This is a genomic window from Aquincola tertiaricarbonis, assembly GCF_023573145.1.
In the GTDB taxonomy this organism is placed as follows: Bacteria; Pseudomonadota; Gammaproteobacteria; order Burkholderiales; family Burkholderiaceae_C; genus Aquincola; species Aquincola tertiaricarbonis_B.
Genome location: NZ_CP097635.1, coordinates 1,886,182 through 1,902,421, shown reverse-complemented (window position 1 = coordinate 1,902,421; position 16,240 = coordinate 1,886,182). Strand labels below are relative to the sequence as shown.

14 protein-coding genes and 1 CRISPR repeat array (1 of these 15 cut by a window edge) are annotated in these 16,240 nt (G+C 68.2%); of the genes, 8 read left to right on the top strand and 6 right to left on the bottom strand.

Annotation, left to right across the window (positions count from 1 at the left end; all coding sequences use genetic code 11):
* Positions 1–5 precede the first annotated feature (5 nt).
* From flgL to flgG, 6 genes are read right to left on the bottom strand one after another with little or no spacing between them, the layout of a single operon-like run.
* Positions 6–1,193: a flagellar hook-associated protein FlgL gene (gene flgL, locus MW290_RS08770; RefSeq protein WP_250194291.1), complete on the bottom strand. Its 1,188-nt coding sequence runs from the start codon at positions 1,191–1,193 to the stop codon at positions 6–8.
* Positions 1,194–1,224: 31 nt separating this feature from the next.
* On the bottom strand, positions 1,225–3,195 hold the full coding sequence (gene flgK / locus MW290_RS08765; protein WP_250194290.1) for a flagellar hook-associated protein FlgK: 1,971 nt from the start codon (positions 3,193–3,195) through the stop codon (positions 1,225–1,227).
* A gap of 13 nt (positions 3,196–3,208) precedes the next feature.
* Positions 3,209–4,120 (bottom strand): flagellar assembly peptidoglycan hydrolase FlgJ, encoded by a 912-nt coding sequence (flgJ, locus tag MW290_RS08760; protein WP_250194289.1) that lies wholly within the window; start codon positions 4,118–4,120, stop codon positions 3,209–3,211.
* A 12-nt stretch (positions 4,121–4,132) separates the two neighbouring features.
* Positions 4,133–5,323: a flagellar basal body P-ring protein FlgI gene (locus MW290_RS08755; RefSeq protein WP_375142732.1), complete on the bottom strand. Its 1,191-nt coding sequence runs from the start codon at positions 5,321–5,323 to the stop codon at positions 4,133–4,135.
* A gap of 12 nt (positions 5,324–5,335) precedes the next feature.
* Entirely contained in the window at positions 5,336–6,034 is a 699-nt protein-coding gene (locus MW290_RS08750) for a flagellar basal body L-ring protein FlgH (protein ID WP_250194288.1), read from the bottom strand.
* The gene (gene flgG / locus MW290_RS08745; protein ID WP_250194287.1) at positions 6,034–6,816 is read right to left on the bottom strand and encodes a flagellar basal-body rod protein FlgG; all 783 of its coding nucleotides are present in this window, start codon (positions 6,814–6,816) and stop codon (positions 6,034–6,036) included. The genes MW290_RS08750 and flgG overlap by 1 nt, the downstream gene beginning before the upstream one ends.
* Before the next feature lie 347 nt (positions 6,817–7,163).
* Here flgG and MW290_RS08740 point away from each other — a divergent pair, with 347 nt between their 5' ends.
* The 8 genes from MW290_RS08740 to cas2 all read left to right on the top strand — a co-directional run bounded on the left by MW290_RS08740 (position 7,164) and on the right by cas2 (position 15,378).
* The gene (locus tag MW290_RS08740) at positions 7,164–9,617 is read left to right on the top strand and encodes a CRISPR-associated endonuclease Cas3'' (protein ID WP_310740065.1); all 2,454 of its coding nucleotides are present in this window, start codon (positions 7,164–7,166) and stop codon (positions 9,615–9,617) included.
* Positions 9,618–9,813: 196 nt separating this feature from the next.
* On the top strand, positions 9,814–9,942 hold the full coding sequence (locus tag MW290_RS33030) for a hypothetical protein (protein ID WP_259373436.1): 129 nt from the start codon (positions 9,814–9,816) through the stop codon (positions 9,940–9,942).
* Positions 9,943–9,970: 28 nt separating this feature from the next.
* A complete protein-coding gene (cas5c, locus tag MW290_RS08735; RefSeq protein ID WP_250194285.1) occupies positions 9,971–10,630 on the top strand; it encodes a type I-C CRISPR-associated protein Cas5c in 660 nt (219 codons plus the stop codon).
* Positions 10,627–12,390 carry a type I-C CRISPR-associated protein Cas8c/Csd1 gene (gene cas8c / locus MW290_RS08730; RefSeq protein ID WP_250194284.1) on the top strand — a complete coding sequence of 588 codons (1,764 nt, stop codon included), beginning with the start codon at positions 10,627–10,629 and terminating at the stop codon, positions 12,388–12,390. Before cas5c ends, cas8c begins: the two co-directional genes overlap by 4 nt.
* A gap of 4 nt (positions 12,391–12,394) precedes the next feature.
* A complete protein-coding gene (gene cas7c / locus MW290_RS08725) occupies positions 12,395–13,306 on the top strand; it encodes a type I-C CRISPR-associated protein Cas7/Csd2 (protein WP_250194283.1) in 912 nt (303 codons plus the stop codon).
* 44 nt (positions 13,307–13,350) lie between these two features.
* Positions 13,351–14,013, top strand: a complete 663-nt coding sequence (gene cas4 / locus MW290_RS08720; protein ID WP_250194282.1) for a CRISPR-associated protein Cas4 — start codon at positions 13,351–13,353, stop codon at positions 14,011–14,013.
* 13 nt (positions 14,014–14,026) lie between these two features.
* Positions 14,027–15,058 carry a type I-C CRISPR-associated endonuclease Cas1c gene (cas1c, locus tag MW290_RS08715; protein WP_250194281.1) on the top strand — a complete coding sequence of 344 codons (1,032 nt, stop codon included), beginning with the start codon at positions 14,027–14,029 and terminating at the stop codon, positions 15,056–15,058.
* A gap of 29 nt (positions 15,059–15,087) precedes the next feature.
* On the top strand, positions 15,088–15,378 hold the full coding sequence (gene cas2 / locus MW290_RS08710) for a CRISPR-associated endonuclease Cas2 (RefSeq protein WP_250194280.1): 291 nt from the start codon (positions 15,088–15,090) through the stop codon (positions 15,376–15,378).
* Positions 15,379–15,561: 183 nt separating this feature from the next.
* Positions 15,562–16,240: direct repeats of the CRISPR family, unit length 37 nt; unit sequence GCCGCTGACCACTTCGGTGGTCAGCGTGGGTTGAAAC (it continues 4,258 nt past the right edge of the window).

Sequence of the window (16,240 nt, the reverse complement as noted above, 5' to 3'; positions counted from 1 at the left end):
TTTGTCTAGGAGAGGTACTGGAACAGCGACAGCTTCTGCACCGACGAGTACGTCTGCAGCGAGGCACTGTAGCCGGTCTCCTGGTTCTTGAAGTCGGAAATGGCCTGCGCCAGGTCGAGGTCAACCGCGTTGCTGCGGGCGGTTTCACCGAACAGCTTGACCGCGCCCACGCGGCTTTCCACCGCGTCGGCCATGTTCAACGATTCACCCACCGAGGCGCGCAGGCCCTGCAGCCCGCCGGCCACCGAGTCCAGGTCGCGCAGCGCGGTCTGGGTGCTCTGCGTGATCTGCGCACCGGTGCGCAGCGGCGTGTTCAGCTCGGCGATGGTGCGGTCCAGCACACCGAACACGTCCAGCGTGCGGGTGGAAGGCACGATGTCGAAGCGGTCGCCCACCTGCGGCGAGCCGCCGATGTTGAAGGACATGCCATCCACCTCGATGGCCTTGCCCTCCTTGTAGGGGCCGGAGGTCAGCAGGTTGCCGCCGCTGTCGCGCACTTCGTAGCTGGTGACGCCTGCGGCCTGGGTGAAGCCCACCGAGTAGCTGCCGCCCGTCAGCGCCGAAGGGTTGGTCACCGCGCCGGCGTCGATCCACGCGGTGGTGGTGGTCGTGGCGCGGGTCTCGAACACGCCGTTGCCGGTGGGCGCATGCAGCCACGCGTCGGCGCCGTCGATGGTCAGCGGCAGAGCCTCGTCGCTGGCCACGTCCACCTGGCCGGCCGCGCCGCGGAACTGCACGCCGGTGGCGGTGTCGATGAACGGCGGCTGGCTGGCGCCCTGGCCCGAGAACAGGTAGCCGCCCGCACCGTCGGAGCGGTTGGCCACCGCAAACAGCTGCTTGCGGATCTCGGTGAGCTTCTGCGCCTGGGCACTGCGCTCGGCGTCGCTGTAGCTGCCGTTGCCGGCGGCCACCATGGCTTCGCGCGCCTGCTGCAGCAGCTCGGTCGCGTCGCCCAGCGCGCTTTCGGTCAGCGTCATCGCGTTGCGGCTGGCGTCCAGCGCGCGCTGGTTGGCGTCGGACCGGCTGACGATGGCCAGCGCCCGCTCGGCGCGGGCGGCGGCGGCCGGGTCGTCGCTGGCCTTTTCCACCCGCAGGCCCGAGGTCATGCGGCCGTTGGCCTCGTTCAGCTCGGTCTGGCGCTTTTGCAGGTTGGCCAGGCTGGCCGCGTAGGAATAGGCGGTGGTCACTCTCATGCGATCGCTCCGTCAAACGCCGCGGCGGCGGTCATGCGCCGGCGGCCCGCAGCAGCGTGTCGAACACCTGCTGCGCCGTGCTCAGGATCTTGGCGGCGGCCTGGTAGCTCTGCTGAAACTGCATCAGCTGCGCGGCCTCTTCGTCCAGGTTCACCCCGGTCTTGGAAGCCAGCTGCTGCGCCAGCGTGCTGGCCACGCCCGACGAGATCTGCGACGAGGTCTTGGCGCCCTGCACCGCCACGCCCACGCTGCTCATCAGGCTGGCGTAGGCGTCGGTGATGTTGCTGCCACCGGCCGGTGTGGTGCCATTCAGCCGCTGGCCCACCAGCTTCTCGTCGCGCAGCGCGGCCATGGCCAGCGCATTGCCGTTGTTGCTGGCCGGAAACTCCGTGGGCGCCACGGTGATCACGTCGCCGTTGGTGGGCACGCCCTTGAGCTGCAGCTCGAAGCCGTTGAGCGAGATGGGCTGGTTGGCCTGCCAGGTGCCGGTGCCGGTGGTGGTGGTGTTGGTGGCCGGGTCGAACAACGACCAGCTGTAGTCCACCCCGCTGCCATTGACCGCGCCGAAGGTGAAGGACGCCGTGGCCGCCGGGTTGATGCTGTTGTTGACCACGGTCAACGCATCGACCTTGGCGGTGCCGGTGTTGTTGACGTTGACGGTGGCGGCCACCGGCGAAGCGGCGGCAATGCCCTTGGGGTCGCTCAGCACCGTCTTCATGCCGTTGGCCGCGCGGGTCACCGGCTGCAGCAGGAAGCGGTCGGTAGCGGCCGGCGATCCGGTGACGTTGACGGTCATGCCGTCCACGGTGTCGCCGTTGTTGATGCTGCGCACCAGCCCGTCGGAGCGGCGCGTCAGCAGGTATTTGCCGGCGTTGGCGGGGTCGGCGGCCAGGTCGTACTCGCTGGCTTCCAGATGGCTGGCGTCGGTGACGGTGAGCGACACGTTGCCCAGGAAGTTGCCCGCCGCGTCCTTGGCATTGGTGCTGGCATTGCCGGCCGTGGGGCCGCTGACGGCAAAGATGGGCGCGCCGCTGCCGGGCGGATTGCGCAGGTCCAGGCCCAGGCTCTGCTGCTCGTTCACGCGGGCGGAGATGGCCGTCGCCATCTGGCCCAGGCCGGTGCGGGCGCTCACCAGGTCGGTGTTCTGAAAGCGCAGCAGCCCGGCGATCTCACCGCCGGTGAAGGTGTCCTGCGACAGCAGCCGCAGGCCGCCGCCCGCTTCCATGATGCCGACGGCCGAGCGCGACGAATCCATCGTGTCGGGCGCCACCGCCAGGTTGGTGGCCTGGTTGCCCAGCACCAGCCGCTGGCCACCCGCCATGAACACGCCCAGCGTTCCATCTTCGGCCGGCAGCGTGGTCACCTGCACGAACTGGCTGAGCTGCGAGATGAGTTGGTCGCGCTGGTCCAGCAGGTCGTTGGCGCTGTGGCCCACGCCGTTGACCTTGGCGATCTCCTGGTTCACCCGCGCGATGTTGGCGGTGATCTGGTTGACGGTGTCCACCGAGGTCTTCAGATCGGCACTGACGCCGGCCTGCAGCGTGTCCAGCTGCGTGGCCGCGTTGTCGAAGCGGCTGGCCAGCTCGGTGGCGCGCGACAGCACCACCTGCCGGGCCGACAGGTCCTGCGGGTTGCTGGCCAGGTCCACCATGGCATTGAGGAACTGGCTGGCCGAGTAGCCGATGCCGTCCTCGCCGGTGGGAAACACGTTCTCCAGCCCCTGCAGCTGCGCCAGGCGGGCCGAGTCCATCGCCGCGGTGGCCTTGGTGCTGGCCGATTCGGCGGTCAGGAACTTGTCGGCCGCGCGGGTGACGGTGACCACCGTCACGCCTTTGCCGAAGAAACCGGCGCCGCTGAACTGGCCCTTGCTCGTCTCCAGCAGCACGTCTTGCCGCGAATAACCGGCGACGTTGGCGTTGGAGATGTTGTTGCTGATGGTCTGCAGCTTGGCGTAGTTCGCGGTCAAGGCCCGCGTGCCGATGGACAGCAGCGCACTTCCCATGGTGCCGGCTCCTTCAGGTGTTCACGCGCTGCAGGCGCAGCGTCGTGTTGATCACCCGGCCGAGCTTTTCGGCGTACTGCGGGTCGGTGGCGTAGCCGGCTTTCTGCAGGCTGTTGGCAAAGCCGTGGGCCGAGCTGCCGCTGGCCACCACGTTCTGGTAGCGCGGGCTTTCCTTCATCAGCTTGGCGTAGTCGCTGAAGGCTTCTTCATAGCTGGAGTAGGCGCGGAAGCTGGCCTTCACCTTGGTGGCCTTGCCGTTGATGAACTCGGTGGTGGTGATCTCGGTGGTGGGCCCCTTCCAGTTGCTGCCGGCCTTGATGCCGAACAGGTTGAAGGAATTGGAGCCATCGGCCATCTTGATCTCCTTCTTGCCCCAGCCGGTTTCCAGCGCGGCCTGCGAGATCATGAAAGCCGCCGGAATGCCGGTGCTGGCTTCGGCCGCCTTGGCATCGGCCGTCACCCGATCGACGAATTCCTGCGCGCTGGCCGGCGGGCGCAGCGGGGTGCGCTGCACCTTGGGCGTGGCCGTGTCGGTGCCCACGGCCGACACGCTGCCATAGGCCGCCATGGCCGCGGCCCGCGTGGGGCCCAGGCCGGCGCTGGAGGTGGCGTCGGTGGACTGCACGCCCATCTGCCGCTCGATCTGCTTGGCGATGACGTCGGCAAGGCCGCCGCGCAGACCGCTGAGCTGCTTGGCGTACTGCGCATCCAGCATCTCGGTGCCCATCTGGGTGCCGCTGTTCTCCAGCATGCCGGACTGCATGGTGGAGTTGCGCATGTTCTTCAGCAGCTCCTGCATGAAGAGCGACTCGAACTGCTTGGCCGCTTCGCGCGTGGCCGACTTGGGGTCGGTGGCGGCCTGGTTGCGCAGCGTGGCCAGCGAGGCCGGGTCGGTGCTCAGGCCGGCGGAAGAGGTCGGGATCATCGGCGCGCTCCGTCAGATCACTTCAAGCTCGGCGTTCAGCGCGCCGGCCGACTTCATGGCCTGCAGGATGGCCAGCAAGTCTTGCGGCGTGGCGCCCAGCGCGTTCAAGGCCTTCACCACATCAGCCAGCTTGGTGCCGGCCGGCATCTGCACCAGCGCGCCACCCTGCTGGGTGATGGCGATGTCGTTCTTCTGCCCGGCCACGGTTTCACCCTGGCTGAAGGCATTGGGCTGGCTGACCACCGGCGTGCTGTTGATGGTGACCGACAGGCTGCCATGCGCCACCGCGCAGGCCGACAGCGTCACCGCCTCGTTCATCACGATGGAACCGGTGCGGGCATTGAGCACCACCTTGGCCGCCGGCTTGGCCAGGTCGAACGAGAGGTTCTCGATGTCGGCCAGGAAGGACACGCGGGCATTGGCGTCCTGCGGCGTGCGCACGCGCACCACGCGGCCGTCCAGCGCCTGGGCCGTGCCCTCGCCCTTGGCCTTGTTGATGGTCTTGGCCACTTCGCGCGCGGTCGCAAAGTCCACGCTGTTGAGGTCGAGCTGGATGAAGTCGCCCGCCTGCGACAGCGGCGTGGCCACGGCCCGCTCCACCGTGGCGCCTTCGGGCACGCGGCCGGCCGACAGGTGGTTGATCTGTACCTTGGAGCCACCGGCCGAGGCGCCGGCACCGCCCACCACCAGGTTGCCCTGGGCCAGCGCATAGATCTGCCCATCGGCGCCCTTGAGCGGCGTGGCGATCAGCGTGCCGCCGCGCAGGCTCTTGGCATTGCCCATGGACGACACGTTGACGTCGATCTGCTGGCCCGGCTGCGCAAACGGCGGCAGGCTGGCCGTCACCATCACCGCGGCCACGTTCTTCAGCTGCATGCTGGTGCCCGGGGGCACCGTCACGCCCATCTGCTGCAGCATGGCGTTCAGGCTTTGGGTGGTGAAGGGCGTTTGCGTGGTCTGGTCGCCGGTGCCGTCCAGGCCCACCACCAGGCCATAGCCCACCAGCTGGTTGGCGCGCACGCCCTGCACCGCGGCCACTTCCTTGATGCGGGCTGCGCTGGCGGCGGCCGGCCACCACAGTGCGGCGCTGGCCAGCAGCGCCGCCACGGCGACGACGGCGCGCATCACGCGGTCTTGAAGATCGGCCGGCGGCGGGCCGCTGCGGCGTCGGGGGGCGGGCAGGCGCATCATGGTCAGGGGCATCGGTCGGGTCCGTCAGATGGGCATCACGCTCAGGAAGATGCGGCCCAGCCAGCCCATCACCTGCGCATCGGCCTGCTGGCCCTTGCCGCGGTGTTCCACCCGCACGTTGGCGATCTGCGTGCTTTGCACCGTGTTGCCCGAACGGATGGCGCGCGGGTCTACCTGGCCCGAGAAGCGCAGCACGTCCACGTTGGCATTGACGCCGATCTGCTTTTCGCCGCTGATCAGCAGGTGGCCGTTGGGCAGCACGCCGGTGACGATGGCGGTGATGGTGCCGGAGAAGTCGTTGCTGGCGTCGGTGGAGCCCTTGCCATCGAACTTGTTGCTGCCGGTGCCGGTGGCGCTGGCACGCGCCAGGGCCTTGGGCGAGATCAGCGGAATGGCGGTCACGCCCGCGTCCACCGAGGTCTTCTTGTCGATGGTGCTGTTGGAGCTTTGGCTGGCGCTGATCTTCTCGGTGATCTGCACCGTGAGCACGTCGCCGGGCAGGCGGGCGCGGTGGTCTTCGAACAGCGGGCGGTAGGCCACCGCCTGGTAGATGGCACCGTTGCTGCCCTCGGCCTGCGGCGTGGCGGCCGGCAGCACCGGCGGCGGCGCATTGATGTCGACCGGCGGCACGCGGTAGTCGTTGATGTGGCTGCAGCCGGCCAGCACCGCCAGCGCGGCGGCCGGCACGGCCAAGCGGGTGAAGGTGCGCAACACGAGCTTCATCACAGCTGCCCCAGCTTGGCCAGCATCTGGTCAGAGGTGCTGATGGCCTTGGAATTGAGTTCGTAGGCGCGCTGCGTGGCGATCATGGCCACCAGCTCTTCCACCACGTTCACGTTGCTGGTTTCCACGAAACCCTGCTGCAGCGTGCCTAGCGATTCAGTGCCCGGCGCACCCACGTTGGGCGTGCCCGAGGCGGCCGTCTCGGCATACAGGTTGCCGCCCAGCGGCTCCAGCCCCGGCGGGTTGATGAAGTTGGCCAGCTGCAGCTGCCCCAGGTTCTGCGCCGCCACCTGGCCGGGCACGGTCACGCTGACGGTGCCGTCCTGCGCGATGGTGAGCGACGTGGCATTGGCCGGCACGGTGATGCCCGGCAGCAGCGTGTAGCCGTTGTTGGTGACCATGGTGCCGTTGGCATCGACCTTGAAGGAACCATCGCGCGTGTAGCCGGTGGTGCCGTCGGGCAGCTGGATCTGGAAGAAGCCGTTGCCCTTGACCGCGATGTCCAGGTTGTTCTGCGTCTGCTGCAGGTTGCCCTGGCTGAAGCTGCGCGAAGTGGCCACCGTGCGCACGCCCAGGCCCACCTGCAGGCCCGTGGGCAGCTGCGATTGCTCGGACGTGGCCGCGCCCGCCTGACGCAGGTTCTGGTACATCAAGTCTTCGAACACGGCGTGCTGGCGCTTGTAGCCGTTGGTCGAAGCGTTGGCCAGGTTGTGCGACACGTTGTCCAGCTGCATCTGCTGGGCTTCCATGCCGGTCTTGGCGATCCAGAGGGATCGGATCATGCGGGGCTCCCGGAGTCTCGGCGCCATCTTCCGACGGACTTGAGGGGGGAGACGGCGGGAAAAGAGGGGGGCAAAGGGGGTTGTTTTGGGTTGGGGTGAGGCGGCGAGATCGCGACGGCCATGCGCTTGGGCACACAGCAGGCGCGCGGCAGAGGACCTGCAGGAGCACCCCCGATCACCGACGGTGTCCGGACATTCCAGCCCCAGGAGTTCTTTGGCTTGGATCTCGGTGGCATCAAACGATGAGCCGTGGGGCAAATAGTGACAGCCGGCCGGCGTGAGCCGTAGCTACCATCCCTCAACACCACCAACACCTACAGCAGGCAACCGCAATCCACGAAGCTGTGATGGCCGCCGCTAACACACCGCACGAGATGCCATCTTTCCGCGCTCTCGCTCACAAAGGCACCGGTGATTGCGGCGACCATGATTTGGTCGAACATTTGCACGCAGTCGGAAGTCTGGCGTTCGACTCGCTTCTCCTATCCGGCGAAGACCGGAGTCTGGCGACATGCGGTCGGCTGGCGGGCGTGTGGCACGACCTGGGCAAGTACCGCGTCGGCTTCCAGCGCTACATCCGGCTGGTGGCCGAGGCCCACATCGAAGGCCGGCTGCCCCAGGGCAGCGACAAGACCCACTCCGCCGCAGGCGCCTTGCACGCCGCGCAGTGGCTGCAGCAGCAGTTCGGCCCGCGTGGCCTGCTGGTGGCCCGGCTGCTGCAGTACGTGATCGCCGGCCACCACGCCGGGCTGGCTGATTGGTACGACGGCTTGCAGGGGCGACTGAGCGCACCGGACGCCCGGCGCGAATGGCAGGAAGCGCTGGCCGCCCAGCCGCAGCCGGAGATCCTGGCCCCTGCCTGCGGCCTGCCCGACCTGGCCGCCATCCCCATCCCTTTGCGCAGCGGTACCGAGGACATCCCCGGTCGGCTGGCCCTGTGGACCCGCATGCTGTTCTCGGCCCTGGTCGATGCCGACTTTCTGGACACGGAAGCCTTCTTCAGCCCCGACCACACACGGGCACGGCAGGCGCCAATGCCCCCGATGGCCACGCTGCTGGCCACCTTCGATGCCTACATGGCGCGCAAGGCGGCGGCGGTGGCGGCCGCGGGCCGGGCCGACGCCGCCGTCAACCAGCGCCGCGCCGAGGTGCTGGCCGCCTGCCGCCATAAGGCCGGCGGCGCCCAGGGCACCTACACCCTGACGGTGCCCACCGGTGGCGGCAAGACCCTGGCCAGCCTGGCCTTTGCCCTGACGCACGCGCAACGCCACGGCCTGCGCCGCGTGGTGATGGTCATCCCCTACACCAGCATCATCGAGCAGACGGCCGAGGTCTACCGCGACGTGTTTGCAGCGCTGGGGCCAGACATGGCCGAGCGGGTGGTGCTGGAACACCACAGCAACGCGGTGGAGCCCGACGAAGCCTCGGAGACGCCACGCTCGCGGCTGGCCAGCGAGAACTGGGACGCCCCGGTCATCGTCACCACCAGCGTGCAACTGTTCGAGAGCCTGTTCGCCAGCCGCACCTCACGCTGCCGCAAGCTGCACCGGCTGCGCGGCAGCGTCATCGTCATCGACGAAGCGCAACTGCTGCCCGTGCCTTACCTGCAGCCCATCGTCGATGTGCTGCGGCTGCTGGTGCGCGACCATGGCGCCACGGTGGTGCTGTGCACTGCCACCCAGCCCACGCTGACCGAACAACGCCACTTTGGCGGCCGTGGCCTGCGCGGCTATGGCCCGCAAGAAGTCACCGCCATCATCGACGACGAGCCGGCCCTGTATGCCGCGCTGCAGCGTGTGCGGGTGCACCTGCCCGCCGACCTGCAGCAGCCGCAGCCCTGGGAAGTCACCGCTCAGGCCGTGGCGCAGCAGGAGGCGGCGCTGGCCATCGTCGGGCGCCGGGCCGATGCCCGCACGCTGTACGACACACTCAGGCAGCAACTGCAGGAAGACGACGGCTGCGCCACGCCAGGGCTGTGGCACCTCTCGGCGCTGATGTGCCCCCAGCACCGCAGCGAGGTGATCGCCGACATCAAATCCGCGCTGGCCGCCCGCCGGCAGGCACTGGCGCAAGGCCTGCAGCCACAGCCCGTGCGGGTGGTCGCCACCAACCTGGTGGAGGCGGGCGTCGACTTCGACTTCCCCGTGGTCTTCCGTGCCGTCACCGGCCTTGATTCGGTCGCGCAGGCCGCAGGCCGCTGCAATCGGGAAGGCTTGTTGGCCTTTGGCGATGTGCACGTGTTCGTGCCGCCCAAAGCGCCACCACCCGGCCTGCTGCGCCAGGCGGCGCAAGCCTGCACCCAGGTGTGGGACGACCTGGCCGCCACCGACGACCCCGACCCGCTGTCGGTGGCACGTGTGCGCCGCTACTTCCAGCGGCTCTATGCCGATGCGCACTCGCTCGACCAGCAAGGCATCTGCGAGCTGCTGCGGCTGCAGGTGAGCAGGGAAGACAAGGCGCTGGCCATGCAGTTCCGCAGCGCGGCCGAGCGCTTCCGGATGATCGACAACGACGACGCTGCCACCGTGATCGTGCGCTACCACAGCGACCGTTGCCGCGAAGACGTGAACGCCCTGATCGGCCTGCTGGAGCGCGACGGCCCCGAGCGCTGGCTGATGCGCAAGCTGCAGCGCTACGGCGTCACGATCTACCAGCACGACCTGCGCCGGCTGATCGCCCAGGGCGATGTGCGCGAGCCGGTGCCCGGCGTCTACGTGCAAGCCGAATCCGACGTGTTCTACGACCGCGTGCTCGGCGTGCGCGTGGACGGCGCGCCGGGGGATCCGGTGTATGTGGTGTAGGGAAGGCGCGCACGAACGGGGCTGCCATTCGTGCGCGCCACATGCCTATGAGGCACCCCGGGTCTGACCTAGTTTCAATCCACCCCGAAGGGACTTCAGCATACCAGTGCTATCGGAAGCATCGTAGAGGTACTACTTGTCTTACATAGAAGTTGTGTAGACTTGCCTCATCGCTGGAGTGGATGGGTGGCCGAACATGGACCTGACGAAGTTGCTACGCGAGCTGCGCTTGATGAGAGACCAACCGAACCATCGCTTTTATGCCCTGTGGATGCTGGTCGCGCTTGCCATGACAGTGCCCTGGTGCTTCGCCCTCTTCTTCTAGCCCACACCACCCACGGAGGCCACCCACCATGCGACCAGAGTTCTGCCTTGACGTGCGCGGCGACTACGCCTGCTTCACCCGGCCTGAGATGAAGGTGGAGCGCGTCTCCTACGACTTCATCACGCCATCGGCGGCGCGGTCGGTGTTCGAGTCCATCTTGTGGAAGCCCGAGATCCGATGGCGCATGGAGCGCATCGAGGTGTTGTCGCCGGTGCGCTGGATCAGCGTGCGGCGCAACGAGGTGGGGGCGGTCGTCTCCGCCCGCAACGTGGCGGGTGCGATGCAGTCGGGCAAGGGCCAGCTCGGCCTCTACGTGGAAAAAGAGCGCCAGCAACGCGCCGGCCTGTTCCTGCGTGACGTGGCCTACCGGCTTTATGCGCGGATGGAGCCGGTCAAGGGCGAAGCCATGGGCAACCTGGCCAAGTACACCGAGATGTTCCAGCGCCGCGCCAGCAAAGGCCAGTGCGTGAACCAGCCCTACCTGGGCTGCCGCGAGTTTGATGCCCGCGTGCGCCTGGTGGCCTCGCCCGATGGCGAGCCCGAGCCGCTGACCAGCCTGGACGGCGACTTCGGCTGGATGCTGTACGACATGGACTTCACCCGGCCCGCCGACCCGCGGCCGATGTTCTTCCGCGCCCAGCTCACGCGTGGTGTGCTGGACCTGACCCAGGCCGAGGTGCGCTCATGATCCTGCAGGCCTTGCACGCGTACTACGAGCGCAAGGTGCGCGACCCCGATCCCGTGCGCCGCCTGCCCGCCGCCGGGCTGGAAGACAAGGAGATCCCCTTCATCCTGGAGCTGTCGACCGACGGTCGCCTGCTGGATATCAGCGACACCCGAGAGCCACAGGGCAAAAAGAAGGTGGCCCGCCGCTACCTGGTGCCCCAAGGCGTGAAAAAAACCTCCGGCGTGGCCGCCAACCTGCTGTGGGACACGGCCGAGTACGTGCTGGGGCTGGACACCAAGGGCAAGCCCGAACGCGTGGCCGAGCAGATGGCCGCGTTCCGCCAACGCCTCGACGCCTTGGCGCCCCATGCCGAAGGGGATGCCGGCCTGGAGGCGGTACGCCGCTTCCTTGCCGCTGATCCGCTGGCGGCAGCCCAGGCCAAGCCGGCCTGGGCCGCAGTGGCCGAAGAAGGCAACCCCAACCTCAGCTTCCGCCTGCAAGGCGAGAACGACCTGGTCTGCCAACGCCCTGCCGTGTTCGCTGCCATTCAGGCCGCTGCCACGCCAGCCGCCGCCGGCCATGACCCAGCCACCGTGACCTGCCTGATCACCGGCCAGCCCACGCCGCCCGAGCGCCTGCACAGCGCCATCAAGGGCGTGTGGGGCGCCCAAACCTCCGGCGCCAACATCGTCTCGTTCAACCTCGATGCCTTTCGCTCCTTTGGCAAGGAGCAAGGCGCCAACGCCCCCGTCAGCCCGGCCGCAGCCTTCGCGTACACCACCGCACTGAACCACCTGCTGGGCAAACAATCGGCCCAGCGCATGCAGGTGGGCGATGCCAGCACCGTGTTCTGGGCCCAGCGTGAAGAAGACAAGGACGTGGAAGACGGCTTTGCCGCCCTGTTCGACGAACTGCCCGACGACCCGGACGCCCACACCGCGCAGGTCAGTGCCTTGTTCAACGCGGTGCGCAGCGGCCGCTTCGACGGCGCCGCCGGCAACAACCGCTTCTACGTGCTGGGCCTGGCCCCCAATGCCGCGCGCATCGCCATCCGCTTCTGGCATGCCGATCCCCTGCGCGATGTTGCGCGGCACATCCAGGCCTGGTTCCAGGACCTGGAGGTGGTGCGCAGCCCGCAAGACCCGCCTTACCCGACCCTGTTCAACCTGCTGCGTGCCGTGGCACTGCAGCGCAAGGCCGACAACATCCCGCCCACGCTGGGCGGCGACGTGATGCGCGCCATCCTCAGCGGCGGCCCCTACCCCGCGCTGTGGCTTAACGCGGCGGTGCAGCGCTGCCGGGCCGAGCAGCAGGTGGGCTATCTGCGGGCCGCGGTCATCAAGGCCTGTCTCACCCGCTCGTACCGACTTTCACCCCAGGAGGCACCCCGCGCCATGCTCGACAAGGACAACCCCAACGCGGCCTACCGGCTGGGCCGCCTGTTCTCGGTCCTGGAGAAGATCCAGGAAGAGGCCAACCCCGGCCTCAACACCACCATCCGCGAGCGCTACTACGGCGCGGCCTCCAGCACGCCGCTGGCGGTGTTCACCACGCTGCTGCGGCTGCACAACCACCACCTGGCCAAGATGCAGAACCGGGGCCGCGCCGTGAACCTCGAAAAGCTGGTGGCCGAGATCACCAGCGGCATTACCGACTTTCCCGGGCACCTGAACCTGCCCGACCAGGGCCGCTTTGCGCTGGGCTATTACCACCAACGGCAAGACCTGTTCACCAAGGCAGAAGCGCCGGCCACCGCAGAAACCACCACCACGGGAGACTGAACTCATGACCGCACTGAGCCACCGCTACGACTTCGTCGTGCTGTTCGACGTGAAGGACGGCAACCCCAATGGCGACCCCGACGCCGGCAACCTGCCCCGCCTGGACGCCGAAACCGGCCACGGCCTGATGACCGACGTGGCCCTGAAGCGCAAGGTGCGCAACTACGTGGGGCTGGTGCACGGTGAGCAGCCTCCCTATGAGATCTATGTGAAGGAGCGCGCCATCCTGAACAAGACCCATGAGCGGGCCTACGTGGCCACCGGCGGCGAAGAGGCCTTGAAGGGCGAAGACAAGAAGCGCAAGGGCGCCGGTGACCAGGTGGACAAGGCCCGCGACTGGATGTGCGCCAACTTCTTCGACGTGCGCACCTTTGGCGCGGTGATGTCCACCGGCGTGAACTGCGGCCAGGTGCGCGGCCCTGTGCAGATGACCTTTGCCCGCTCCATCGAGCCCATCGTGGCGCTGGAGCATGCCATCACCCGCATGGCCGTGGCCACCGAGGCCGAAGCCGAGAAACAGGGCGGCGACAACCGCACCATGGGCCGCAAGCACACCGTGCCCTATGGCCTGTACCGCTCGCATGGCTTCATCTCCAGCTTTCTGGCCAAACAAACCGGCTTCTCGGCCGAAGACCTGGCGCTGTACTTCCAGGCGCTGGAGCAGATGTTCGAGCACGACCGCTCCGCCGCCCGCGGCCAGATGAGCACACGCGGCCTGTATGTGTTCGAGCATGAAAGCGAGCTGGGCAATGCACCGGCGCATGCGCTGTTCGACCGCTTGAAGGTGGCGCCCCGGCAGCCCGGCACCCCTGCGCGCAACTTCGACCAGTACGCCGTCACCTTCGATGAGCAAACGCTGGACGTCGGCCAACGCGTGCAGGCCGCACCCGGTGTGACCCTGCTGCGCCGCTGCTGAGCCCGACCGGCCGCCGCCCATGCCGCGGCGGCCAGGAGCAAGCCATGCCCACCGCCACCGCCGAGCCTGAAGACCCCTTGCCGTTGTCGGCCCTGCAGCACTGGGCCTATTGCCCGCGCCAATGCGGCCTGATCCACCTGGAGCAGGCCTTCGACGACAACCTGCACACCCTGCGCGGCCAGGCCGTGCACCGGCAGGTGGACCAGCCGGGCATGGAGATGCGCAAGGGGCTGCGCATTGAACGGGCGCTGCCGGTGTGGCACGACGAACTCGGCTTGATCGGCAAGGCCGATGCAGTGGAGTTCGAGCCCGACGGCACGCCCTACCCGGTGGAGTACAAGCACGGCTCGCGGCACAAGGCGGCCGACATCGCCGCAGCGGACGACCTGCAACTGGCCGCCCAAGCCCTGTGCCTGGAAGCCATGACCGGCCATGCGGTGGCGGAAGGCGCCCTGTTCTATGCCAGCTCCAAGCGCCGGCGCGTGGTGCCCATCACCGATGCGCTGCGCGAGCAGGTTCGCAGCAGCGCGCATGCCATCCGGGCCATGCTGCGGCAAGGCGTGCTGCCCCCGCCCACCACCGACACCCGGCGCTGCCCTAACTGCTCACTGCGCGACCGCTGCCAGCCGCAGGCCTGGGCCGCGCTGCAGGACACCGGCACGGCCGTCCGCGTGTTCGACGTGGACGAGCCGGACGCCCCAGCCTGAACCCGGAGCCGCGATGCAACTGCTGAACACGCTGTACGTCACGCTGCCCGACAGCTACCTGCGGCTGGACAACGACACCCTGCGCGTGGTGGACGAAGACAAGGAAACCCGGCTGCGGGTACCGCTGCACCACCTGCAGGCGGTGGTGTGCTTTGGCCACGTGGGCCTGAGCGCCGGCCTGATGCACCGCCTGGCCGAAGGCGGCATCGCGCTGGTGCTGCTGGACATGAACGGCCGCTTCAAAGCCCGGCTGGAAGGCGAAACCACCGGCAACGTGCTGCTGCGCCGCGCCCAGCACCGCGCGCTGGATGACCCGGCCTTCACGCTGCAGGCGGCGCGCGCCATCGTGGCCGGCAAGCTGCGCAACCAGCGCCATGTGCTGCTGCGCGGTGCACGCGACACCAAGGACGAGACCGACCGCCAACTGCTGGCCCGCGCCGCCAAGGACTTGGCCGCCAGCCAGCGCGCCGTGCCGGGCGCGGCCGACCTGGACACACTGCGCGGGGTGGAAGGCGAAGCCGCCCGCACCTACTTCGCGGGCCTGAACCGGCTGGTGCGCGCCGACCAGCGTGCCCACTTCACCATGGACGGCCGCACGCGCCGCCCCCCGCGCGACCGCATGAATGCGCTGTTGAGCTTTCTCTACGCGATGTGGATGAACGACTGCCGCAGCGCCTGCGAAACCGCCGGGCTCGACCCTCAACTCGGCTTGCTGCATGCCTTGCGGCCCGGACGCGCGGCACTGGCGCTGGACCTGATGGAAGAGTTCCGCCCGCTGGCCGACCGGCTGGCCCTGACGTTGGTGAACCGCGCGCAACTCTCCGAGGCCGACTTCGAAACCCGCGAAGGTGGCGCCGTGCTGCTGTGTGGGGATGCCCGCAAGGCCGTGGTCACGGCCTACCAGGAACGCAAGAAAGACCTGCTGACCCATCCGCTGCTGGCCGAGAGCATCCCCGTGGGCTTGGTGCCGCTGGTGCAGGCCCGCCTGCTGGCGCGGCACCTGCGTGGCGAGGCGGCGGGCTACGTGCCCTTCCAGATGCGGTAGGCCACGGCGAAGGCGAAAGGGAGGCCACGATGCTGGTGATCGTCTGCTACAACGTGAACACCGAAGACCGCGCCGGCCGCCGCCGCCTGCGCCGGGTGGCCAAGGTGTGTGAGAGCACGGGCCAGCGGGTGCAGAAATCGGTGTTTGAATGCCAGGTGACCCTGGCGCAGATGGAAGACCTGGAGCGGCGCCTGCTGGCCGAGGTCGACCTGAAGACCGACTGCCTGCGCCTATACCGCATGGCCGACAGCCGCGGCTGCGAGGTGCGCGAGTTCGGCAAGTTCAAGGCCACGGACTTCGAGGACCCCCTCGTCCTATGATGATGCCCGCGAACCCCGAGTGACGCCCGTCACCGCCGAGGTTCGCGCCCACGGCAAGTCCTTGTCCCTTCATGAAAAACCGCAAGTGGCCGGCCCGGCGCGGGTCCCTGACCCGCCACATGGCCGCAGGTTCGCGAACGGCGAGCGTTTTTCGCTGCCGTCGGAAGGACTTGGCGCTGTGGAGCCGCTGACCACTTCGGTGGTCAGCGTGGGTTGAAACCTTGACGTAGCCCAGGGCAGCCCGGCCGCCGGTGCCGCTGACCACTTCGGTGGTCAGCGTGGGTTGAAACTCAAGGTACTTGTCGCCACCCGGCACGCCCGAGCCGCTGACCACTTCGGTGGTCAGCGTGGGTTGAAACTGGTGCAGCGTGTAGCGCAGACGCAAAAAAGCCGCCGCTGACCACTTCGGTGGTCAGCGTGGGTTGAAACGGGACGGTGACGCTCTACAACGACAGCAACGGCGCCGCTGACCACTTCGGTGGTCAGCGTGGGTTGAAACGAGCGTGCCGGCGTTGAGCGCTGGCCGGCGGTTCAGCCGCTGACCACTTCGGTGGTCAGCGTGGGTTGAAACAGCTCAAGACCATCGACGCCGAACTGCAGAAGTGCCGCTGACCACTTCGGTGGTCAGCGTGGGTTGAAACGAGCGTGCCGGCGTTGAGCGCTGGCCGGCGGTTCGCCGCTGACCACTTCGGTGGTCAGCGTGGGTTGAAACGCCATTGGTGGCGCTGGCGCCGCTGGCGTTGTTCTGCCGCTGACCACTTCGGTGGTCAGCGTGGGTTGAAACCCACACCTCCGTGCGCAGCCGCTCCATGATCTCGCCGCTGACCACTTCGGTGGTCAGCGTGGGTTGAAACAACGTGCC

Coding starts and splice junctions, on each gene's coding strand:
- flgL (WP_250194291.1), bottom strand. CDS start 1,193: ATGAGAGTGACCACCGCCTATTCCTACGCGGCCAGCCTGGCCAACCTG.
- flgK (WP_250194290.1), bottom strand. CDS start 3,195: ATGGGAAGTGCGCTGCTGTCCATCGGCACGCGGGCCTTGACCGCGAAC.
- flgJ (WP_250194289.1), bottom strand. CDS start 4,120: ATGATCCCGACCTCTTCCGCCGGCCTGAGCACCGACCCGGCCTCGCTG.
- MW290_RS08755 (WP_375142732.1), bottom strand. CDS start 5,323: ATGCCCCTGACCATGATGCGCCTGCCCGCCCCCCGACGCCGCAGCGGC.
- MW290_RS08750 (WP_250194288.1), bottom strand. CDS start 6,034: ATGAAGCTCGTGTTGCGCACCTTCACCCGCTTGGCCGTGCCGGCCGCC.
- flgG (WP_250194287.1), bottom strand. CDS start 6,816: ATGATCCGATCCCTCTGGATCGCCAAGACCGGCATGGAAGCCCAGCAG.
- MW290_RS08740 (WP_310740065.1), top strand. CDS start 7,164: ATGGCCGCCGCTAACACACCGCACGAGATGCCATCTTTCCGCGCTCTC.
- MW290_RS33030 (WP_259373436.1), top strand. CDS start 9,814: ATGGACCTGACGAAGTTGCTACGCGAGCTGCGCTTGATGAGAGACCAA.
- cas5c (WP_250194285.1), top strand. CDS start 9,971: ATGCGACCAGAGTTCTGCCTTGACGTGCGCGGCGACTACGCCTGCTTC.
- cas8c (WP_250194284.1), top strand. CDS start 10,627: ATGATCCTGCAGGCCTTGCACGCGTACTACGAGCGCAAGGTGCGCGAC.
- cas7c (WP_250194283.1), top strand. CDS start 12,395: ATGACCGCACTGAGCCACCGCTACGACTTCGTCGTGCTGTTCGACGTG.
- cas4 (WP_250194282.1), top strand. CDS start 13,351: ATGCCCACCGCCACCGCCGAGCCTGAAGACCCCTTGCCGTTGTCGGCC.
- cas1c (WP_250194281.1), top strand. CDS start 14,027: ATGCAACTGCTGAACACGCTGTACGTCACGCTGCCCGACAGCTACCTG.
- cas2 (WP_250194280.1), top strand. CDS start 15,088: ATGCTGGTGATCGTCTGCTACAACGTGAACACCGAAGACCGCGCCGGC.